A 21913-nucleotide genomic window follows, 5' to 3' on the forward strand; every position below is an offset into this window, starting at 1 on the left:
GGCGGACGGAGACGGGAGTATGCGGACCTTTAGTTGGGGCGTTATAGCGCCGGGACGCATCGCTCAGCGCTTCGCCGCTTGCTTTGCCGCTATTGACGACGCCAGAGTGCTGGCGGTCGCCAGTTCAAATCGGGAGCGCGGCGACGCCTTCGCCCAGCGCTTTGGCTGCGAGCGGGTTTACGGGGACTACCGTGAACTGGCCCAAGACCCGGATATCGACGCCATCTATATCGCCAATCCCCATCGTTATCATTTAGAAACCGCGCTACTGTGCATAGACGCCGGTAAGCCGGTTCTGTGTGAAAAGCCGTTGACGGTCAGCGCCGGGCAGGCGCAGAGATTGATGGACGCGGCTTCCAACCGCAATGTGTTTCTGATGGAAGCTTTGTGGACGCGCTTCATCCCTGTTTGGCGTCAGGTTAAGCAGTGGGTGGACGCTGGCGCGATTGGCGATGTGGTTTTGATGGACTCCCGCTTTGGATATAAAGCAGAGCGAGTGAAAGGCGATCGCGTATTCGAACGGGATCTCGCCGGCGGGGCCTTGCTCGATATCGGTATTTACAACCTCTCTATGTCCCAGTTTGTCATGGGGCGCGATCCGGTTTCCTTTGTATGCGATGGCGTGGTGGGCGAAACCGGCGTGGACGAGCGGGTTTCCGCCATTCTCAATTACGGCGGTCCGGCCAGTCAGTTCACCTGTAACCTGCTGTCCAACACGGACAATGGTTTTCGGATATACGGTTCCAAAGGGCGCATCGAAATTCCCGCCGATTTTTGGGAAGCCTCCACCGCAACCTTGATCACTCATGACGGCGCTTGCGAAACCTTCGATGGACCGCTGTTGGCGAACGGGTTTGAGTATCAGGTCATGCACGCGATGGCGCGTATTCGCGCCGGCGAATTGCAGAGCGACGTGATCCCATGGCGCGACACACTGGCCACCCAAACTCTGATGGACGCCATCCTGGCTCGCTTGGGCGTGATCTATCCCTTTCTCGCTCAGCAATAAGCGTCAGCGACTAAACTTCCTGCAACTCATATCTTAATTGCCAGCTGGGTTATTTCAGCGCTTTTCGACGGCTGGATTATTGGCGGGCGGAATGATAAAAAGTCAATTTTCAACAACTTAAATACATTGCGACAGTACTGCGCGATGCTTGGAGTTGTTGGCATTTATGAATGCTAAGGAATTATTGCGTGCTGAAGGATATTAACGCTCATTTCAAACCGAAAGACTTTTGGCTGGCGACGTTGATCATGCTGGGCGCCATGCTTGCGTCATTGGTGATCACTCAGGTGTTGGCGCACCCCAATGTATTATTGGTGCTGTTTCTTGGCGTGCTCGCTGCAGGCGTCAAAACCAGCGTCTGGCCAGCCCTATGGAGCGCGCTGCTGGGCTTTTTCGCCTATAACTATTTTTTCACGCATCCCCATTACACGCTGAAGGTCACTCATTCCGAGGACCTGCTGACGATTATTTTCTTCCTGTTGGTGTCCACCATTAGCGGCAACCTCGCCGTGAGGTTGAAAGAGCAGGTCCTGGCGATTCGGGAGAGCAAGCGCGAAGTGGAGGATCTCCTGTCTCTGAGCAGTAAACTGAGTCTGGCGCCAGATCGCAGATCCATCATGGAGGTGGCGCTCAAGGAGATGGCGAAGCTGGTGAGCGCTCCAGTGTTGGCGTTTGAAAAAGGTCTGGTGGAACAGGGAAGCGCTCTGGATGCGAGGGGCGAGCCATTCGCTTTACCAGCGTCGGAGCTGGCGCTGGCCAGACGCATTTGGGAACAGTCGGCGTCGGATTCCTCCAGCGCACGGACTTCCCCTGAACAACCTTCCCAGTACAAGTGGCTGCCGGTGTGCTCGGAAATGGGCGTGCTGTGCCTGTTGGGCGTTCCAGATGGCGCATACAAAGCCCTGGATTGGGAACTCCACAATCGTATCAGCAATCTGACCCAGCAACTGAAACTGTCTCTGCTCAGGACCAAACTCAATGAGGAGTTGGAGGAGGTGCGTTTTCAGGCTGAAACCGAGCGCCTGCGCGCGGCGCTGCTTTCCTCTGTTTCCCATGATTTGAAAACCCCCTTGGCGGCCATGATCGGCTCCGCCGGCAGCCTGCTGCAATACCACGACCGCCTGTCTGATGAAGATCGTAAGGAGCTGATGGAGACAACATTGCAGGAAGCGGAGCGCCTGGATCGCTACATCCAGAATCTGCTGGATATGACCCGGCTGGGTTATGGCGCGTTGAAACTGCACCGGGACTGGACTTCACTGCACGATATCGTCGGCGCCGCGGTGAAGCGACTGGTGAACGAGCTCAAGCCGCTCAAGGTCAATATTGAGTTGGCTCCGGACATTCCTCTGCTTTATGTACACGCCGCCCTGCTGGAGCAGGCGTTGATCAATATCCTGGAGAACGCCGCCAAGTTTTCGCCGGAAGGCGGTCGAATAGACATCCTGGCCAGCGTGGAAAGTACGAGCCTGATCATTGATGTGATTGATCAAGGGCCGGGGATTCCGCCGGAAGAGCGGGAACAGGTGTTCAATATGTTTTATTCCGTCACCAAAGGCGATCGCAAGCCCAGCACGGGGCTGGGACTCGCCATTTGTCACGGCATGATCGGCGCCCATGGCGGTTCGGTGGAGGCGTTGGACGGCAAAGACGGGCGTGGCGCGGATATTCGCATCATCTTGCCGGTTGATCCGCAACCGGAGTCCGATCCAGACGGAGCCTTGGATGGCGATCCGGCGGAGGGCGCAGAGTAAGCTGTTTAGTCGCTCCCGGCTACCTGCGCCAGAAGTGCGGCAGAAAGATGGCCAGTAGCGTGAAGTATTCGAGGCGTCCCAGGATCATGGCGAAGGACAGCACCCAGGCGCCTGTGTCGCTGACGGGAGCGAAGTTGCTGCCTAACTCCGCAAACGCAGGTCCCAGCACGTTGAGGCATGCGGCCACGGCGGTGAAAGAAGACCAGAACTCCAATCCCGTCGCCATGAGCGCTAAAGTCAGTATCAGGGTGCTGCCCGCGGCGAAGCTCATGAAGGCGGCTGTCGCGCTGGTGACGTCGGCGCCGACGGAGCGCCCCTGATACTTCATGACGAATACGCCGCGGGGATGCACGATCCGCTTGAGTTCAAGGTTGATGGACTTGATGGAAATAATGTTGCGAATGATCTTGTTGCCCCCGGCGGTGGAGCCTGCGCAGCCTCCCAGATAGCCGGCGAAGACCAGCAGCATGGCGGCGACCTCCGGCCAGTCAGTGAAGCCGGCGGCGCCGAAACCCGTGCTGGTGATGAATGAGATCAGGTGGAAAGCGGAGTCGCTGAGCGCAGTGAGAGGGTCGTGATACTGCTGCGCTTTCAGCAACATGATGCACAGAAGCAAAGACAGGCCCGCCACAATCAGCAGGAAGGTGCGGGTTTCTTCGTCCTTGAGGTACACAAAGGGATTGCGGGCGCGAAATACCTTGAAATGCAAGCCGAAGCTGATAGCGCCCAGCAGCATGAACACATCGGAAACCGCCAGAATCAGATGGCTTTGGAAGTAGCCCATACTGGCGTCATGGGTGGAGAATCCGCCGGTGGAGACGGTGGTGAAGCTGTGTGCGACCGCATCGTAAAAACTCATGCCGGCGACGAAATAGGAGAGGGCGCACAGCAGGGTGATGGCGATATATACAATCCAAAGATAGTGCGCCGTATTGGCGACGCGAGGCGACAGCTTATCGTCTTTGACCGGTCCCGGCGTTTCCGCCTTCAACAGTTTCATGCCGCCCACGTTCAGCATGGGCAATACCGCCACCACAAATATCACCACTCCCAGGCCTCCCAGCCATTGCAGGAACTGTCGATATAACAGGAAGGTCTTGGGGAGGCTGTCCAGTCCGCTCAGAACCGTGGCGCCGGTGGTGGTGAGGGCGCTGATGGATTCAAAAACGCCATCCGTGAAACTGACGCCTGTGATGAGAATAATGGGGATCGCTCCCAGTACGCCGCTGCACATCCAGGTCAGACTGGCGAACAGCAATGAATCGCGATAGCCGATTTTGGTGAGATCGGATTTGCGGTAGCGGGACCAGAATAAATAGGACGCCGCCAGCATCGTCACCCCAGGGGCCATAAACGCCTGTTGCACGTTGTCGCGGAACAGCGCTACGGACAGTGCGCCAAAAATTAATTGCACCCCTCCCATTAAGGCGACCGGGAAGGTTAGGAGGTAGAGGGTGGCTCGTCTGTTGATCACGCTGTGGCGGAAACTGTCTGAAATAGCTTGAAAACCAAGTATTAAAGTTTATCAAGGCGCGGATTGTCAGGCCGTAAAAATTCCGTAAAAAAAGCCTGTTAGGGCCTATGTGGGCGGGCCGCTGATAGAAATTGTCACTAGAACATTAAATAATCGACGAAGACGGTCAGGTGAAAGCGTTCTCCTGAAGTGGGCGGTAGGCGGACGATGTGGCGACAAGGAAACAAGAGGGAGTTTATGTCTATGAATCAGTGTTATCTAAAATCGGGAGTGCGTCTGCTAGGTGCGGTGGCGTTGTGTTTATCCAGTACGTCTATGGCGCAGGAGGGAGCGATTGATCCAGCGCTCGCTGTGGCCACCCTGGGCGGCAAGGCGTTGCGGGGTGAATATGGCTTTGTCGGTCAGTTCTCGTGTGTGCAGACGCCATTGCAGCCTCCGCCTGCGACAGGGTTTGATCCGGAGCCTCCTCACAGCCTGCTGGTGGAAGGCGAGGCGGTTTCTGTAGCGGGCTATGGCGTGATGACGTTTTCTCCAACTGGGACAGTGGACTTAAGCGTCACTGGCTCGCTGATCGGTCTGGATCAAACCGCAACGGGAGATGCGCCTGTGACGGCCCGCATTGCTGGGAACTGTCCTGGAGGGCGTTATCAGGTGTTGGACAACCACCGCCTGTTCCTGGAATTTCCCAACTGTCAGGAGAGTGTCCCTGGCTTTAGCGCCAGCGGCGGGCCGTTGCGATTCGAAGGGTTAATGGCGCGGGACCGGCGTTGGATCAAACTGGCGATGGTGGATGGCGGCGTGCAAACCTACGACATTGCCATTCCCGGGTATCCTGAACTACAGAACCAACGCGCCTGCATACAAACCTTTGTTATGGACAGGATGTAATTTTGTCGATGGTTCTCTTCACAAGCTGAGGCGTTCGGGATCGTTGCCGAGAGGTGGGGATTCCGCATTCTTTTTACATTTTTTATTTTTATTTCAATAATTTGAGCTAAACTCAGCCACTAAGGTTGAGTTTTGCTGCGTATTTCCGAAACGCTGCGGCCGATTCTGAAAATCAGGTATGGCGACTCGGCCGCTGGATTTGATTCACCGCACAGACAGCGAATAACAAACAACAATATAGCCATCGTTTATGCTTTCGGGTTTAGGGAAACATTTTTGCAGGCTGTTTCTAATCCTGGCCGCTGTCCTGGGGACGTGGGAGCAGGCGTACGCCCGTTCCGAATACGAAATCAAAGCCGCGTACCTTTACAACTTCATTAAGTTCGTCACCTGGACTGACGCGGAGGCGACGGCTTCCGCCATCGATATCTGCGTCTATGGAGAGGACCCTTTCAAGGAAATCCTCCATCCGCTTAAGTCTCTGACCGCTCACGGAAAACCCATCAATCTGTTGTATCCCGACAAGGCGGCGGACGCCGCTGTCTGCGAAGTGCTGTTCATCAGTCGGGAAGAGAAGCGGCAGCTATCGACGATTCTCTCCCAGGTGGGGCGGAATGTTTTAACCGTAAGCGATATGAAGGATTTCGCCAGCTCCGACGGCATGATCGGGTTTGTGACCGTCGGCAATGTGATCCGGTTTGAAATAAATTTATCCAGCGCCCGCGAGGCCGGTCTCGACATCAGCTCCAAGCTGCTCGAACTGGCTCTGGACGTGATCAAGAAGTAGGTAGGTGCAGCAGAACATGAAATGGTCTCAGATGCCGATAAAGCACAAGCTGATCATGATGACGTTGTTCACCAGCGTGATCGGCATTGTGGTGGTCAGCCTGAGTTTCATCTGGTACGAAAACCTGACTTACAAAGACCAGCTGAAACAGGAAATGAACGTCATTGGCAAAATCCTGGCGGACCGCAGCAACGCCGCTCTGGTGTTCAGCGACACGGCGCAATTGCAGGATAACGTCAACAGCCTGAAGTTGCGTCAGTCTATCGAACTGTCCTGTATCTATGACGCCATGGGGGCGCCGCTGAGCAGTTTCTCCCGGCGGCAGGACTTGCAATGTCCCCTGGCGCCCGCCGCCCATGAAGGGGAGTTCACCAGCAGCTATTTTCATCTGACCCAGGCCATCGAGCTGGATGGCGAAAGCATCGGCAAACTGTATATCCGCTCTTCTTTGCAGGAGTTAGTGGGGCATTTACAAAACTATATCGCTACCGCCGCGATTGTGTCCGCACTGGTGGTGATGGCGTTGTTGCTGGTGTCCAGCATGCTGCAGCGCATCATCTCCACGCCGCTGGTGCATTTGACGGAAACCGCCACCCGCATCGCCAGAGTGAAGGATTACAGTCTGCGGGCGGAACAGGAAAGTGAGGACGAAATCGGACAGTTGGTGGTGGCTTTTAACTCCATGCTGGACACCATTGAAGAGCAGAACGCGCAGATTCTGCATAATTACGAGAACCTGGAGAAAATCGTGGCGCAGAGAACGGCGGAGCTGCGTTCCGCTAACAAAGAGCTGGAGGCGTTCAGCTACTCGGTCTCCCACGATTTGCGTCAGCCCCTGCGCGCCATCGACGGTTTCAGCGACGCGCTGCTGGAGGACTGTTCGGATCAGCTTGACGAAGTCGCCATGGATTACCTCAACCGTGTGCGCGCCGCCAGTCAGCGCATGGGGCGTCTGATCGACAGCATGCTTACTTTGTCCCGGGTGACCCGTTATAAGGTGGAGAGCAAAGAGGTGAATCTGAGCAACCTGGCGGCGACTATCTTTGAAGCCTTGCAGGCGGATCAACCCGAACGGCATGTAGAAGCGGTCATTCAACCGGGCTTAATGACTCAGGGGGATGAGAATCTGCTTGGCGTGGCGCTTTCCAATCTGATTGGCAACGCCTGGAAATATTCCTCGAAACTTTCCCACGCGAGAATTGAATTCGGAGCCATTGACAAAGACGGCGAGCGGATATTTTATGTCAAAGACAATGGCGCGGGGTTTGATATGAAGTATGCGGACAAGCTGTTCGTGGCGTTTAACCGGTTGCACTCCCCAGCGGAGTTTGAGGGCAGCGGCATCGGGCTGGCGACGGTGTCCCGTGTGATAAGCCGTCATGGCGGTCGGATATGGGCGGAATCTCAACCCGGAGAAGGCAGCGTCTTCTACTTCACATTGAATGATGCGGCGGTGGATGCGCACGAGACTGGGGCGCGCTGAATTGTCAGCGTGTAAATTTGTATAAACTAAAATAATAGGCCTAGACTTGGTTAGTGGACTGAGAGAATCGCTGATGCAACAGTGCATGATATTACTGGTTGAGGATAACCCTGATGATGAGGCGTTGGCGTTAAGAGCATTAAAGAAAGCTAACCCGAAAACACAGGTGGTGGTGGCGCGGGATGGCCAGCAGGCCCTGGATTTTGTGTTTGGTGAAGGAGACTATCAGGGACGCAACGTCGCTGAGCAGCCTGTAGTGATTTTTCTCGACATGAAGTTACCCAAGCTGAATGGATTGGATGTGCTGAGAAATATTCGGAACGACCAAAGGACCTGTTTGTTGCCAGTCGTGATTCTGACCTCGTCGGATGAGTCCAGCGACATCAAGGAAGCCTATCGCCTGGGCGCGAACAGCTATATCAACAAGCCCGTTAACTTTACCGAGTTTTCCCGTCAGATGAACCTGATGGGAGAATACTGGTTGGACATCAATCGGCCTCCGTTATGCAAGCTTCAGTGACCGGAGCGACTATGCGACAGGGTTTGCGTCTTCTGGTGGTGGATGATTCGGAAGACGACGCCATCCTGTTGATCAGGGAGTTGCGCAAAGGCGGCATGCTGCCCAACTATACCCGCGTGGACAATGAGCATGACATGCGCAAGATGCTCAGCGCTCAGCAGTGGGACATCATCATCACCGATCACAATATGCCCGGATTCTCCTCCGAAGAAGCCCTGGCGGTCGTGCGCGAGGCGGAGCTGGACGTGCCTGTGATCATCGTTTCCGGCACCATTGGCGAAGATGTCGCCGTGCGGGCGATGAAAGCCGGGGCCCATGACTACATCATGAAGGACAACCTGGCGCGCCTGCTGCCGGCTATCCAACGGGAGCTGAAAGAGGCCACGGTTCGCGACGCCCGCAAACGCGCGGAACGTACGCTGCATCATATGGCTTACCACGACAGCCTGACTGATCTGGTGAACCGTCGTGAATTCGAACGCCGTCTGAAAAGCGCGCTCAACAGCAGCAAAGAGCGCGGCCTGACTCACATGCTGCTGTACCTGGATCTGGATCAGTTCAAGATCATCAACGACACCTGTGGACACGTCGCCGGGGACGAACTGCTCAAGCAATTGGCCATACTGCTGTCCAAACATATTCGCGAAAGCGATACGCTGGCCCGTTTGGGCGGCGATGAATTCGGAATACTTTTGGAGAGTTGTGCGGAGCGCCGCGCCATTCAACTGGCGCAAGAGCTGAACAGTGAAGTGCGGAACTTTCGCTTCGTCTGGCAGCAGAAGCCGTTCACCATCAGTTTGAGTATCGGCATTGTCGCCGTCACCAGCGAATACGGTTCCGGCGCGGAGATTCTCAGTCACGCCGACATCGCGTGTTACGCCGCCAAGGACAAGGGGCGCAATACGATTCAGGTATATCAAAGCGATGACGTGGAAATGATGCGTCGTCGCACGGAAATGCAGTGGATCAGCCGTATCCGTATCGCGCTGGAGGAAAATCGTTTTTTCCTGTATCAACAGCCCATGGAGCGCATTGGCCCGGATCGTGGCGCGGGCTTGCATACCGAGTTTCTATTACGTTTGCGGGAAGGCGACGAGGTCATTCCGCCGGGCGCTTTTATTCCCGCCGCTGAACGTTACAGCCTGATGCCGCTGATTGACCGCAGGGTTATCGAGTTAGTGTTCCAGTACCTCGCCGAAAGCGGCAAAGGGATGGCGGACAAAGGCGCCTATTTCATCAATCTGTCAGGCGCCTCGTTAAGCGATGACAAGGTGTTCGAAGATATTCGTAAAAATCTCAGAAAATACAAAATCCGCCCGGAGCGAATCTGCTTTGAGATAACGGAGACCGCCGCCATCGCCCACTTAGCGGAAACCGTGGAGTTTATCCGTGAGATCAGGGAAGAGGGCTTCAAGTTCGCGTTGGATGACTTCGGCTGCGGCATGAGTTCCTTCTCCTATTTAAAAACCATTCCGGTGGATTATCTGAAAATTGACGGCAGCTTTGTGCGCAACATGCTGTCCGATCCGATTGACGTGGGGATCGTCGAAGCCTGCAACCGTATTGGACATGCGGCGGGACTGACGACCATCGCCGAGTTTGTGGAAAACGAGCAGATTAAGGAAAAATTGATCGAAATAGGCGTGGACTATGCGCAAGGTTTCGCTGTCAGTAAACCCAAGCCGTTGTAATTAATAAAATTTTCTCCGCCATCTTTTCGCACAGATTAAATCCTGCTGCTATGCTTAGCTAAGACGCGCCCGGCTGGCTGTAGCTTATGGTCGAGGCGTTATTCCGTCCGCAGCAATCAAACGCGATACGACTCATATGATTACAACAACTAGAAGGTTTTGCGCGTTAAGTCTGGCTCTCGCCGCCTCGGCAGGGTACGCCACAGACGATAATCTCTTTGAAGACAGCCTCTGGGCGCTATCCCCCGAAGAACTGGGACAAATCCGCGTCACCAGCATCGCCTCGGGCACCATCACCCCTTTGGACAAGGCCGCCGCCGTCACCACGGTCATCACCGCGGAAGACATCGCGGCTATGGGGGCGACGGATATCGATGAAGTGTTGGAGACGGTGCCGGGTTTGCATGTCGGTAGGTCTTTTCAAGCCTATTTTCCGCTTTATACATTTCGAGGCATATCCGGGTCGGATTACAACCCTCAGGCGCTATTGTTGATTAACGGCTCCCCGCTCACCACCCTGGCTTTCGGAAATCGCTACACCATATGGGGCGGAATGCCGGTCAAGTCCATCAGTCGCATTGAAGTAATCAGAGGTCCGGGCTCCGCTTTATACGGCGCCGACGCCTTTGCGGGAGTCATTAACGTCATTACAAAAACCGCCAGCGAAATGGAAGGAACACTGACGGGAACGCGCGTAGGCAGTTTTGATACTTATTCCGCATGGATGCTGCATGGGGATCGCATTGGCGATCTTGAGCTGGGCGTCACCTTTGAGTATATGGATACAAGGGGGCAGAAAGAGGAAGTAAAAGAAGACTTTATGGCATTGCTGGCGCCTGATGACTCTCTGGCTCCGGGGGAAGTCAATCTGGGACGCCGCCAGGCGGAACTCCACATGGATATGGCATACAAGGAGGTAACGGTCAGAGTAGGTTACCAGGGGCGTTACGGCGTTGAAACGGGCGCAGGCGTCGCGCAGGCGCTGGACCCTGAAGGCGAATACGCCAGCGATCGCCTGACCTTGGAGTTTCTGCATACCAATCAGGACTGGTTTGAAAACTGGGAAATCTCCACTCAGCTGACCTATTTCTTCGGCAGACAGAAGCCCACCGAAACCTCTGTAATTTTCCCTTCCACTTTCGGCGGGGCCTTCCCGGACAGGGTATTGGCCGAGCCAGGCTATAAAGAAGAGCACGCAAGAATTCAGTTGTCCTCTATTTTCAGAGGCTGGAAAGATCATCGTATCCGCATGGGCATAGGCTATTTCTGGGGCGATCTCTACGAAACGACGGAAAAGAAAAACTTTCTTTTCGGTTCTCGAGGGATAGAACCAAATCCAGGTGGATTTGAAGACTTTTCGGACAGTAATAACGTGTGGCTTCCCGAGAAAGATCGGACCAGCTATTTCATATTTCTGCAGGACGAATGGCAGTTCACTCAGAATTGGCAACTGACGTCTGGCGTCAGATATGACCACTATTCCGATTTTGGCGATACCGTCAACCCAAGGATAGCCTTGGTCTGGGCGTCTACGGATACCCTTACCACCAAGCTGCTTTATGGGCGCGCTTTCCGCGCGCCGTCCTTCGTAGAGCTGTATGCAATCTCTAATCCTGTCACTTTGGGCAATCCTGATTTAGATCCTGAAACCATAGATAGTTATGAGTTTGCCGTCAGCTATCAACCTACCGCAAAACTGCAATACAGTGGAAACTTGTTTTACTACAAGATTGAAGACTTCATTAACTTCGAAGGTGGAAAATTAGCTAATTCCAATAGCCGTAAAGGGCGAGGCTGGGAGTTTGAAGTCAGTTACGCTGTTTCCGACGAGCTGAAAATGACGGCGAACTACGCCTACCAGCGCGCTACAGATGAAGAAACAGGCAAAGACGTGGGGGATGCGCCGAACTACCAGGCCTATGGGCGTATTGATTACAAGATTGTCCCCAACACGAGCGTATCCACCCAGATTAACTGGATTGGCGAACAGAAGAGGGCGGATGGAGACGGTAGAGATCCTGTCTCTGATTACGCCACGGTGGACTTCACTGTGAGACGCAAGACATTGGAGGATCGGCTGGAGATGGCGCTTTCCATCCGCAATGTGTTTGATCGGGAAGCCTACGCGCCCAGCACCTCCCGGCCAATGGTGGCGATTCCAGGAGACCTGCCCCTGGAGGGGCGCAGCCTGTATGGAGAGGTCTCCTATCGATTTTAGGAAAGAAAGGATTATTGGGCGGTATAGCCGCCATCAATAGAAATTGTCTGTCCGTTTAAATAAGACGCGGAATCCGACAGCATCCAACATACCGCTTCTGCGACTTCCTGTTGCGTACCCAGACGTCCCTGCGGGTGCAGAGATTGAGCGAAAGCCATGACCTCGGGATTGCTCAAAGCCTGCTCGTTGCCGGGAGTGGGAATCCAGCCGGGACATATCGCATTGATGCGAATATTGCGCGCGGCGTATTCTAGAGACGCGGCTTTTGTAAGACCAATGATGGCGTGCTTGGAGGCGACATACGCCGCCAATCCCATGCCCGTGCCTACCAGGCCATAAATGGACGACATATTTACAATCGCCCCGGACTTATTGCTTAACAGGGCCGGGATCTGGTGTTTCATGCACAACCAGGCGCCTTTGGTATTGATGCTGAAGACTCTGTCCCATTCCTGTTCGGACAACTCTGTCAACGGTCCGACGGGTTCCGCCGCTCCCGCATTGTTAAAAGCGCCGTCCAACTTACCGAACGTCTCAATAATTTGAGCGAGCGCGTTTTTGATATCGCTTTCCGAAGAAACGTCCGCGGGGATGCTGATGGCCTGTCCCCCGGCTTCAGTGATATGTCGCACCGTGTCTTCGGACTCTCTCGATCTGCGTGCGATAACCGCTACTTTGGCGCCGTAGTTCGCCAGCTTGATTGCCGTTGTCCTTCCGATACCGGAACTGGCGCCCGTGACCATCACCACTTTTCCATCCAGCTTCATGGAGTAACCCTCTTAAATGTATAAATGAGTCTATTTGCGTCTAATGGAGGTTGGCCTCACCAACTACGCCTCTCCGGCCCGGAATACTGAATGGACTCACAGCGCATGGGGAAAACGCTGCCCTCGGGCTTGGCCGCGCCGTCGAGATAGCAGGGGACCATGCCGGCGATAAAGCAGGGCGTCAGATAAAGCTGGTACTCCTCCGGCGACATGCCGAAATCCGCGCCGATGGCTGCAGCCAGGGCGGCGACGTTGATCGTCAGGCGCTTGTTCTTTTTGAGATAATGGTAGATCTCCAGCGCCAGAGTGAAGTGAGGGCCATCAGCGAAGCCCAGGTCACGGGCCTTTTTGACCAGATGCAATACGCGTTCATCCAGACGCGCCAAGGGGCGGCCGTAGCCGTAGATGACGCGGTATTTTTTCAACGCAGCGTTGATCAGGCCCGATAGTTCCTCGCCGGCGTCCAGGGCTTTGCGGGTGCGCTGCAGAAAGTCGATGGCGCGGCGGTCCGGTCTTCTGCCGTAAATGGACGCTTCGGAAATGGACAGTCCGCTCATCAAAGATAGCGACGGCGTGCTGCGCACGTTGCCAGCCAGTTCTGCGACATGGTTGGGCCAGATGCTCGGGTCCGGGTAGCTGGTGCATACCCAGATGTAATTCAGCATGCGCATCTGTTCCGGTGTGTAGAATTTGCCGGTGATGGAGTAGAGATAAAGTGAAAACCAGTCGCGCTCACTTAACTCCTGATGCAGGTCTTTACCGCGAAACACCACTCGTTCGCACAAAAACGCTTTGCCCATCGCGGTTTCGTGGGCGGTTTCCTGTTGGCGCAGATGTTTGTTGCTCATAGCCCAAGCTCCTCTGCATTGGGTAGTTCGAAGGGGCCGGGGTCATCCGTCAACTGGATGTGCTCTCCGTAGAAGGGGAACATTTTCCAACCCAGATCTCGTTGCTCAATGGCGTGTGCGGCGGCGCCGGGTAAACGCAGCATCAAGTACAACATGACCGCGGCGTGCTCGTTCATAGCCAGATCGTGCAATGCTGCGGCGGCCACACCGGACAGTGACAGCGGCGCGTCTGCGGCGGCTTCCAGTTCCTGGCGATGTTGCGCAAGCCAGCGTACGGTAATAGCGCAAGGAATTTCCGCCAGCGCTTCCAGCACCTGACGCACTGGCTTTGGACAGCTCTCGCCGTTGGGATCGAAACCGGGGGCGTGCTCCATGGGCCGCCATATATCCTCCCGTGTATCGCTGACCGGGGAGGGGAGGCGGGCTCGCCATTGCGCCATATCGGTTCCGCATTCCCGCCAAAGCTGCATCAAAATGTAGACTTCATGTCCGCCGCCATACTGGCCCGCACCGACGGCCAGGGACGCCATCAGCGAAGCGGCGTGCGGACAGCCGCCAACGCCGCCGTTCATCGCCGCGCGCACGCTGGCCTCGCGGGGACCTGGGTTGGCGAGGGCGATCGCCAGTTTTTCCAGTAATCGCGCCTGATCCGTGTTGGGTTTTTCGCCTCTGAACAACAGATACAGGTATTCGAACCAGCTCGCCCTGGTCAGGATGTCGCCGTAGACATCGTAGCCGTAGCAAAGGGCGGAGTGCGCGGCGAAAGGGTTGTCGGCTTCTGGTTCTTCAGACCAGACTTTCGTCTGGTATCCGTACTTGCTGCTCATGATTGCCTCCTGTCAGAACTTTGGTGCGTTGGCGCATGGGGGGAACTTGCTCGCTGTCGACGACCACATCCAGAACGAATGGGCCGGGTTTGGAGAAAAGGCTGTCGACGCCGATGTCATCCAGCTCTTTGAGCCGGGTGATGCGTTGCGAGGGTAAGCCCGCCGCTTTGGCCATGGCGGCGAAATCCACCTGCGGCAGTCGATTGGCGATATCCTCCGCCCGGCCCAGACGTTGGCCGTGTTTGATCATACCCAGGTGGCTGTCGTTCAGAACGATGAACAGAATGTTCAAATCCAGCTCCCGCGCGACAGTGATCTCCTGACCGCTCATCAGCATGCTGCCGTCGCCGGTGAAACAAATGACAGGCGTATCCGGTCTGGCGAGCGCCATGCCGACCGCGGCTCCGATAGCCCAGCCCATGGTCGCGAATCCCATGCCTATGTGGAACAGTTTAGTCGAATCTGACAAGGGCGGATTGGTGCGCCAGTAATGCACGCCCCACAGGAAACTATTGCCGGTATCCATCAATACGGGTGTGTTGCGAGGGCAAGCCTGGCTTAGCGCCCAATACAGCGCCTGCGGTTTGACAGGCGCTTCCACGTCAAGGCAGGCTTCTTTGTCTGCGTATTTGACGTGTTTGGGGAAGCCGTCAGCGCCGGGCAAGTACTTCTGTTTACGCGGCGCTGCATGTTTCAGGTATTTTGCGAAGGGCTCCAGCAGTAAACGTGGCGAGCCCAGTATCGACAGCCTCGACATGACCGAACGACTGAGATGGTCGGGGTTGCCGGACAAGTGGATCAAGCGATTGGAGAAGATCGCGTTGGGGTCCCAGCCGCCGGTCGTGACTTCATCCAGCGCGGAGCCAATGACGATGACGCGCTCCGCATTGTCGGGATGCAAGGCGTCGCGAGCGCTCTCATGCCCGCCAAGACCGAAAACGCCTCTATATAAAGGATGATATTCCGACACCAGTCCTTTGCCCATGGGCGTAGTGACGATCAACCAGTTGCGGGATTCCGCCAGGGCGAGCAGGGGCTCCATGGCGCCTGCGCAGCCTTCTCCTATTACCAGAGTGGCCTTCTGCACATAGGCGAGTTCTTTCAGTAATCGATGCACGGACTCGGCGCTGGGCACGACTTCATGGTTTATAAACGCACGCATGTTTAAGTTGCCCGCCGGATCGGGAGATTTCGCGCGCATAATGTCCAGAGGAACGCTCAAATGCACCGGGCCTGGCTGGTTACTGAGCGCGTAGCCAATGGCCATCAACAGCTTGTGCTCCAACTGGGCGGGATGCGACACCAGGGTGTTGAAACGGGTGCAGCTATCAAAGATGCTGACGGTGTTGATGCCTGTGCAGGAGCCTTCCTGAAAAGCGCCTAAACCGAAACGCTCGATAGACGGCTGCGCGGTTATCACCAGCATGGGGATGCCGTCGGCATAGGCGTTGGCCACGCCGGTCAGCAGGTTGGTGGCGCCAGGGCCTGAAGTGGAAATGCACACCCCAAGTTTGCCTGTCGCTCTTGCATACCCGTCCGCCATGAAGGCCGCTCCGGATTCGTGTCTCGCCAACACCGCCTTTGGTCCGCCCCGGCGCTCGCTGCGGGCGAGGGCGTTATAAAGTGGTTCAATACTGCCTCCTGGCACACCGAATACGTACTTCACTCCCAATCGTTCCAGATAGTGGAGTATCAAATCACCATTCTCGATCATGCTTTGATACCTTTTCGGACATGTATAAATTTTGAGCGCGAATTCTTGGGTAAGATGACCGGAAAAGATAGGGTCTAAATGTAAAGCATTGAAAAACAAGAAGAATACGGACTAGTCTCATCGGACGATTGTTGCTTTTTTGGAGAAAAATGGCCCCATATAGATAAAATGTAATTACTTTTCGGTCTGGGCCATAGGAAACATGGAGCAACACTGACGTTAAGATGAGGGCAAGCGCTGGGGGAACGCCCTCACACGGAGGGCGACTCCCAGCTACGCCTTATCGCTAACCTACCAGGGGTTTTATGTGAACCAGAAGTGGCGCTTGGGTATGACATGAACAAAAATCGCCAGCGGCCGTGAGAAGATCTCAAGCTTTGGGACAACAAATGATGGATTTTTTAGAGGCAGGCTGGTGTCGACACCTAGCCAACGCTTTGAGGGTGGAAAAAATTGCGTTGATACTTTGCCGAATTTTGGTTGAGCGAAATAAATTTCGAAACGCTGTAACAGGCTGATTTATAAGGATAAATTTGGTGCCCGGGGCCGGGGTCGAACCGGCACGGTATCAAATACCGAGGGATTTTAAGTCCCTTGCGTCTACCAATTTCGCCACCCGGGCGAGGGAGGCATTTGCCGGAGAAAACATGGAGGCGCGGGTCGGAATCGAACCGGCGTACACGGAGTTGCAGTCCGCTGCATGACCACTCTGCCACCGCGCCTATAATCAAGACTTCTAGAGCTAAAAACCCCGAGCTTGTCGGGGTTTCGGAAATCTTGGAGCGGGAAACGAGACTCGAACTCGCGACCCCAACCTTGGCAAGGTTGTGCTCTACCAACTGAGCTATTCCCGCATATCACTCTTGAGCAGTGAGCTTTTCGCGCCTCTCTGCTGGAGTGGCGCTTAGTTTACGTTTTTAGCCGAACCTGTCAAGCCTGAACCTGCAATGTATTTAAAGAAAAATAAGAAAAAATGAATTTATGGATATTTCCCGTCCAGATAGTCCATTTTTTGGGCCAGCTCACAGTATCCCAAACCCCATCGGACACTTTTCTAAGAACGTGTTCACGATCTTCTGAGTAACAAGACCAAGAACGCCAAATGGACGAACTGCAGACTGGTGTTAGGCCAGCGCGGCGGCTAGCCGCGGGAGACAGGGCCTGACATGTGCAGGCCCTGTCGGCGCAGACAAATAGAAGGAAGCTATTTGTCTGCCTGATTAATAATAACCCTGATGAATGGTGCAAAGTTGTCTCGTGCTTTGGTCATCGTTTCCCCCGGTTGGCCGGAGAGCTCGGACAGTTGGAACGAGCGGTCTTGGATTCAACCAATAAGTGCAGCACTTATTGGTTAAGTAACTATCTCATAACCCCCACTTGAATTTTTTAACCTTTGCCGGTTCACTGAGGCGCCACTTCTCTGATAAGGAAACGTCATGTCACAAAAGGACTCAAGCGCCCCGTCCAGTAAATCGAAACCCTGGACACTCTATGGGAAGTACCGGACGAGCTATGGCTACGAATCGAACCCATTTTAAAAGAAGACTGGCAACCCAGCGCCAAGGGTGGCCGCCCCATCGGCAACTGGAGGGGCTATTTGAACGGGATTATTTTTCGGATGCGTTCAGGCTGTCAGTGGAACCAGTTGCCCCGCCGATTTGGGGATGACGCCACGGTCCATCGCTGGTTTCAGCGCTGGAGTAAAAACGGCGTGATGGAGAAGATCTGGGCGAGTCTATTGCGAGACTGCCAGGAACTGGAAGGGGTGGACTGGGAATGGCAAAGTGCGGACGGCTGGCTGGGGAAAGCCCGCTTTGGGGGGGGAGAATGTGGGGCCGAACCCGACAGACCGAGGCAAGAAGGGAACCAAGAAAAGCCTGCTGGTGGAAGCCGAGGGAGGCCCCTTGGGACTCGTCATCGCCGGAGCCAATGTCAACGACCATAAGCTGCTGGAAGCGACGCTGGAGTCGATTGTGGTAGAGCGTCCGGCTCCAACGGTGGAGGCGCGGCAGCATTTATGCCTGGATAAGGGGTATGACAATGTGGCGAGCGAAGACGTGGCAGCCCGGCATGACTACATACCGCATATCTGCCGAATTGGCGAGGAGGCGCAGCCAGCGGACCGTCATCCAAGTGGAAAGCCCCGGCGTTGGGTAGTGGAGCGCACGTTTGGTTGGCTGTCTAAGTGCCGTGCGTTACTGATTCGCTATGACAAAAAGGACAGCAACTATCTGGGATTGCTGCAATTGGCATGTGGTCTGTTATGGTTTCGGCGGATGTGGCGGCTACAGGGGCGTCAATGAGGTTATGAGATAGTTACTAAGTCTGGCGTTGCCTGGGTCGATGCAGCCCTATTGCATCTAAGGCGCCACTAACAGAAATGCACTCACTTTAAAATGAGTGGCTAAATTAGCTTCGTTAGCAGGTTGGCGACAATCTCTGCATAACCTGCAACATTTCTAATTTTATCTGCTTTCTCCTGATTGGATGCTGAGGTATCGTTCACAATTTGAATTAACTCTGCAAACCGCTTATGTTCAATACCGTCGGGGATAATTTCAGCTATTTCCTCATTAGTAAGTCTTACGACTTTGGATGCTTTGTTGCAAAAATCAGACAATGATTCCTGCGATGCGGTTTCTATTATATCATTTAATGATTTTTTCATGATGATTGTATCCAATTTGTTGTGGTTGTGGTTGTGGTTGTGGTTGTGGTTGTGGTTGTGGTTGTGGTTGTGGTTTGTGCTATTTCTATGAAGTGATATTACTCCTGTGTAATGTTGATCGGGGAGAGGGGGGAAGTTAGGTTTTTAAGTATGTTTAGGCTGTTGTATTCGATTTTTGCTTGTGAAGATAGAATCTTGGTAATAGCAGTGCTGGCTTCGGAAATTAACTTGAAGTGTTCATCTAACGATTTTTTTGATGCCTCTCTTTGGTTGACTATCTCGGATTTTTTTATATTGCTCGAATCATGTATTGATTTTATGCCATCGTAGAATGATTCTAATTCTTGATGGCCGAAGCTTTGCAATGGATTGGTTTCTAGTTCTGAAGATACTAATGCTATATAACTTCTTATGGAGGAGTTTTCTATTTCCTCTATTTTTTCTATCTTTGAGTTGAAGAATGAATCTGTTAAAGATTTATTTATGTCGTGTATTACTCCAACTTCTTTTAATATTTCTTGATTTAGCGTTATGGCCTCTTCTGGTATGCTTGAACAACTTAAAGGGGTTAACGAAAATGCGCTAATCAGAAGTGCTATTTGTGCTTTTCTCATATGTTTAACCTTGTGGTATTGAGGAGGGTATAATATGGTCTGAATAAATTTTTGATATGTCTGAACTAACAATTATTACTTTCATTCCATGTCCTTTAGCTATTTTGCACACCAAGTCAATTGATGGCGCCATCCTTCCGTTTTCAATTCTTTGAATTGTCGAAGTGCTAACCCCTATTTCTAGAGCTAGTTTCTCTTGAGATATATTATTTATGTATCTAATTCTTCTGCAGCTATGGCCAAATTCTTCTGAGCTGCATACCTCTATAAAGTTAATGACGTTGTCCATCGCTCAATCTCTTTCCCTATGTGACTAAGCTGGATCTTATATGTCGGATAAAATACTTTGAAAAGCAGATACGCTATTGACTTTGCGTTGAGGTTTTGCTTTTGGTCTGTTGCTCACATTTGAATTCGGAAATTGAATTATGAGCATGACTAAGATTTTTAAGGCGGATATGCTGTGGTTGGAAAAAAAATCCTGATTATTATTGGAATCGTTAGCACGGATACTGGCTAACAAAAACTCCTCAATATATTTGATGAGGATTATTTAACTAATTTAAATGGTGAATAATATGCCTGATTTAGATCTTGGCCTTGCGACAGACTGGGATGAAGGAGATACTCATGGACGAGTCAGACTGCGTCAAAATCAGAAATATCCGAGTAGTCCGAAAAAGGATGTTTTGATTAGCTCGCCGGTGAGCATTGAGCTGTGCGTGAATACGAACTATTCCACCAGTCAAGAAGCCGACAAGATTTTCTTTACCACTCATTATGGGTGTATGAAGAAAGTTATCGGTGTCCTTGATTCTCAGGGAAATCTGAGCATTTCCGGCCGGCTGATGGAGATGCAGAACAATCTTTCATACGATTGATTCGGTAGAATCTACTTTGTAGAAAGATAGAGTCGCAGCCTGCGATAGTAATATAATTTTGTCGTAGGCTGCGGTTTATTAAAAACTCTCGTCCTGTTGGTTTTAATATGGTTTCTAAGTCATCAAAAGTTAATGATACTGAATTTACTAACAAAGCTTTAGGTTATATGCCTCGTTGGGCATGGGCATTCTGTTCTATATTGTTAGCGCTTAGTTTTTCAATTAGACAGATTGGCTTGGATGTAACTACACCATTTAATAGGATTATGACAGCTTACGCCATTAGAATAGAGCAGCAGCAAAAATGTAGCAATGAGATAGATTATTCAGAAGTTATAAAGAGAATAGTCGAACTTGAGAAGTACTCCCATAAGCCAAGTCATAATAAGTAGTCCTGTCCAGCTTATATAAAATAGGAGTGTAGGCTGCGGTCCAGGCAAATCGCACTATGTGGCTGCAAAACAGCCAGCCCCGATAGAGCCTTTTTTAAGTAACCGTGGTCCCAGCCGGCACGTAGCCTCTTAGTTTTTATCCCGCCTTTGTCCGTCTTCTCATTCTTCAGTAAATTCAACGCTATATGTCTCAACACCGCTAAATTCTCCGCGCTGTGTCCCATGCGATGCCGCGAGTCGTCCTCTTTAAACGCCACATCAAGCCCCCTGGCTTTTGTCGGCGCAACGCCTGCTTTGGGGGAGATAGGCTCGTTCGGCAATTGAACTATACTAAAGATGTTTCCAGAAATCTGATCATCGGGGCGGTAGTCGCCGCATGGTTGTCTCCATTCGTTTTTTTACGCCTGGAGTTGTCGAATGACGCTTGTTTCATTGCGTTGTATTGGCGCGCTGTTGTTGCTGGTGTGGAGCATTGCGCCCTTGGCGGCTAACTCTGTCGATACCCCTGACGCCGCGCAAAGTAAAACCGAGATTCGCGTCGCCATAGACGCCTGGCCGCCTTTTCGTATTTTGGACGAGGAGGAGGGTTACAGCGGGATCGATTTTGACTTGTGGGCGCGGCTCGCGAACGAATTGAAGCTCGATATCGATTATGTACGCTGTCCGTGGGTGCGTTGCTTGAAAATGATGGAGGACGGCTCCGTAGACGCTATGAGCGGTTTGGCGTTAAGGCCTGACAGGGCATTGTATATGGATTATCTGGAGCCGGCTTACTACAGCTGTTCAACGGTGTTCTATGTCAGAAAAGGGCGGGGTGAGATAGTTCAGGATTATGAAGACCTTTATCGCATTGATGTTGGCATCGTCACAGGTTCCGCTTATTTTCAGGCTTTCGATGACGATGAACGGATCAATAAGGTCGGCGTCAGCACCGAAAAGCAGCTGGTGGAAATGTTGGGGCGCTTGCGTTTGACTGCAATTGTCGGGACAGACTGCCAGGCGGATTATGAAATCGCTCAGTCACCCTATAAAGGTCAGTTTGAGAAAGCGGAGTATCGTCCCGGTAATAGCGTTGATTTGTATTTCGCCATATCTAAAAAATCTTTTTTTCACAGCAAAAAAGATGAGTTTTCGCAGGCTCTTGCGCATATTTTGGAGGCGGGGGCCATAGAAGAAATCACTCACCGATATTTACATTGAGCTGACTAAAAGGTCTTTGGTCTAACAACGTTGGCCACAAGCTTTGGCGTTCGCAAGGCGTCTCAGTGAGCGCTATAAATCAGACCTCTGACTTATCCGTCGACCACAAATTCCTCAAGTTTGTTCAGGTATTGAGCGGAAGGAGGTGGATGCTGCATCATAACTCGGCTCTACACCT

The 21913-nt window shown here is 52.9% G+C and carries 20 protein-coding genes, 3 tRNA genes and 1 pseudogene; 12 read left to right on the top strand and 12 right to left on the bottom strand.

The genetic code is table 11. The features are described from left to right. Positions 1 to 19: 19 nt before the first annotated feature. Positions 20 to 1009 (top strand): Gfo/Idh/MocA family protein, encoded by a 990-nt coding sequence (locus HCH_RS11560; RefSeq protein ID WP_011396422.1) that lies wholly within the window; start codon positions 20 to 22, stop codon positions 1007 to 1009. A gap of 188 nt (positions 1010 to 1197) precedes the next feature. After that, positions 1198 to 2763, top strand: a complete 1566-nt coding sequence (locus tag HCH_RS11565; RefSeq protein WP_049780929.1) for a sensor histidine kinase — start codon at positions 1198 to 1200, stop codon at positions 2761 to 2763. Positions 2764 to 2782: 19 nt separating this feature from the next. Here HCH_RS11565 and HCH_RS11570 read toward each other — a convergent pair whose 3' ends face one another. Next, on the bottom strand, positions 2783 to 4186 hold the full coding sequence (locus tag HCH_RS11570; RefSeq protein ID WP_011396424.1) for a TrkH family potassium uptake protein: 1404 nt from the start codon (positions 4184 to 4186) through the stop codon (positions 2783 to 2785). 288 nt (positions 4187 to 4474) lie between these two features. Between HCH_RS11570 and HCH_RS11575 the strand changes: the two genes are divergently transcribed. The 6 genes from HCH_RS11575 to HCH_RS11600 all read left to right on the top strand — a co-directional run bounded on the left by HCH_RS11575 (position 4475) and on the right by HCH_RS11600 (position 11824). Next, on the top strand, positions 4475 to 5125 hold the full coding sequence (locus HCH_RS11575; RefSeq protein WP_158304952.1) for a hypothetical protein: 651 nt from the start codon (positions 4475 to 4477) through the stop codon (positions 5123 to 5125). A 250-nt stretch (positions 5126 to 5375) separates the two neighbouring features. Next, positions 5376 to 5912: a YfiR family protein gene (locus HCH_RS11580; RefSeq protein WP_011396426.1), complete on the top strand. Its 537-nt coding sequence runs from the start codon at positions 5376 to 5378 to the stop codon at positions 5910 to 5912. Positions 5913 to 5928: 16 nt separating this feature from the next. Beyond that, positions 5929 to 7395: an ATP-binding protein gene (locus HCH_RS11585; RefSeq protein ID WP_011396427.1), complete on the top strand. Its 1467-nt coding sequence runs from the start codon at positions 5929 to 5931 to the stop codon at positions 7393 to 7395. A gap of 73 nt (positions 7396 to 7468) precedes the next feature. Then, positions 7469 to 7915 carry a response regulator gene (locus tag HCH_RS11590; RefSeq protein ID WP_011396428.1) on the top strand — a complete coding sequence of 149 codons (447 nt, stop codon included), beginning with the start codon at positions 7469 to 7471 and terminating at the stop codon, positions 7913 to 7915. 11 nt (positions 7916 to 7926) lie between these two features. Further along, complete coding sequence (locus tag HCH_RS11595; RefSeq protein ID WP_011396429.1) at positions 7927 to 9606, top strand: putative bifunctional diguanylate cyclase/phosphodiesterase; 1680 nt, start codon at positions 7927 to 7929, stop codon at positions 9604 to 9606. Positions 9607 to 9742: 136 nt separating this feature from the next. Continuing rightward, entirely contained in the window at positions 9743 to 11824 is a 2082-nt protein-coding gene (locus HCH_RS11600) for a TonB-dependent receptor plug domain-containing protein (RefSeq protein WP_011396430.1), read from the top strand. An 11-nt stretch (positions 11825 to 11835) separates the two neighbouring features. Here HCH_RS11600 and HCH_RS11605 read toward each other — a convergent pair whose 3' ends face one another. The 7 genes from HCH_RS11605 to HCH_RS11635 form a co-directional block, all read right to left on the bottom strand. After that, positions 11836 to 12591: an SDR family oxidoreductase gene (locus HCH_RS11605; protein ID WP_011396431.1), complete on the bottom strand. Its 756-nt coding sequence runs from the start codon at positions 12589 to 12591 to the stop codon at positions 11836 to 11838. A gap of 56 nt (positions 12592 to 12647) precedes the next feature. Then, the gene (locus HCH_RS11610; protein ID WP_011396432.1) at positions 12648 to 13439 is read right to left on the bottom strand and encodes a citrate/2-methylcitrate synthase; all 792 of its coding nucleotides are present in this window, start codon (positions 13437 to 13439) and stop codon (positions 12648 to 12650) included. Next, positions 13436 to 14266: a citryl-CoA lyase gene (locus tag HCH_RS11615; RefSeq protein ID WP_011396433.1), complete on the bottom strand. Its 831-nt coding sequence runs from the start codon at positions 14264 to 14266 to the stop codon at positions 13436 to 13438. The genes HCH_RS11610 and HCH_RS11615 overlap by 4 nt, the downstream gene beginning before the upstream one ends. Continuing rightward, the gene (locus HCH_RS11620) at positions 14226 to 15980 is read right to left on the bottom strand and encodes a thiamine pyrophosphate-binding protein (RefSeq protein ID WP_011396434.1); all 1755 of its coding nucleotides are present in this window, start codon (positions 15978 to 15980) and stop codon (positions 14226 to 14228) included. The genes HCH_RS11615 and HCH_RS11620 overlap by 41 nt, the downstream gene beginning before the upstream one ends. A gap of 534 nt (positions 15981 to 16514) precedes the next feature. Next, positions 16515 to 16602 (bottom strand) — tRNA-Leu (locus HCH_RS11625). 26 nt (positions 16603 to 16628) lie between these two features. Continuing rightward, positions 16629 to 16702: transfer RNA gene (locus tag HCH_RS11630), tRNA-Cys, on the bottom strand. A 56-nt stretch (positions 16703 to 16758) separates the two neighbouring features. After that, positions 16759 to 16834: transfer RNA gene (locus tag HCH_RS11635), tRNA-Gly, on the bottom strand. Positions 16835 to 17460: 626 nt separating this feature from the next. On the opposite strand from HCH_RS11635, the gene HCH_RS33060 reads away from it, so the two are divergent. After that, positions 17461 to 18283, top strand: a protein-coding gene (locus HCH_RS33060) for an IS5-like element ISHch3 family transposase (protein WP_085944396.1) whose coding sequence is annotated in 2 segments (ribosomal slippage) — positions 17461 to 17786 and positions 17785 to 18283 — 825 coding nt in all. Because the reading frame shifts where the segments join, the coding sequence is not laid out codon by codon here. A gap of 101 nt (positions 18284 to 18384) precedes the next feature. On the opposite strand, the gene HCH_RS33450 is transcribed toward HCH_RS33060, so the two are convergent. The 3 genes from HCH_RS33450 to HCH_RS33065 all read right to left on the bottom strand — a co-directional run bounded on the left by HCH_RS33450 (position 18385) and on the right by HCH_RS33065 (position 19551). Further along, a complete protein-coding gene (locus tag HCH_RS33450) occupies positions 18385 to 18648 on the bottom strand; it encodes a hypothetical protein (protein ID WP_041598590.1) in 264 nt (87 codons plus the stop codon). Positions 18649 to 18746: 98 nt separating this feature from the next. Further along, a complete protein-coding gene (locus HCH_RS11650; RefSeq protein ID WP_041598591.1) occupies positions 18747 to 19262 on the bottom strand; it encodes a hypothetical protein in 516 nt (171 codons plus the stop codon). A gap of 4 nt (positions 19263 to 19266) precedes the next feature. After that, positions 19267 to 19551, bottom strand: coding sequence for a helix-turn-helix transcriptional regulator (locus HCH_RS33065; protein ID WP_041598592.1), 285 nt, complete (start codon positions 19549 to 19551; stop codon positions 19267 to 19269). A gap of 289 nt (positions 19552 to 19840) precedes the next feature. On the opposite strand from HCH_RS33065, the gene HCH_RS11660 reads away from it, so the two are divergent. Both HCH_RS11660 and HCH_RS33660 read left to right on the top strand, forming a co-directional pair. Then, positions 19841 to 20143 (top strand): DUF6342 family protein, encoded by a 303-nt coding sequence (locus HCH_RS11660; protein ID WP_041599468.1) that lies wholly within the window; start codon positions 19841 to 19843, stop codon positions 20141 to 20143. A 107-nt stretch (positions 20144 to 20250) separates the two neighbouring features. Beyond that, positions 20251 to 20535, top strand: a complete 285-nt coding sequence (locus tag HCH_RS33660; protein WP_148212547.1) for a hypothetical protein — start codon at positions 20251 to 20253, stop codon at positions 20533 to 20535. 11 nt (positions 20536 to 20546) lie between these two features. Here HCH_RS33660 and HCH_RS34735 read toward each other — a convergent pair. Beyond that, positions 20547 to 20798: pseudogene (locus tag HCH_RS34735) on the bottom strand (transposase); the annotation flags it as partial. Positions 20799 to 20952: 154 nt separating this feature from the next. On the opposite strand from HCH_RS34735, the gene HCH_RS11670 reads away from it, so the two are divergent. After that, on the top strand, positions 20953 to 21735 hold the full coding sequence (locus tag HCH_RS11670) for a substrate-binding periplasmic protein (protein ID WP_011396440.1): 783 nt from the start codon (positions 20953 to 20955) through the stop codon (positions 21733 to 21735). The last annotated feature ends 178 nt before the right edge of the window (positions 21736 to 21913 follow it).

The sequence above is a fragment of the Hahella chejuensis KCTC 2396 genome (assembly GCF_000012985.1).
Lineage (GTDB): Bacteria > Pseudomonadota > Gammaproteobacteria > Pseudomonadales > Oleiphilaceae > Hahella > Hahella chejuensis.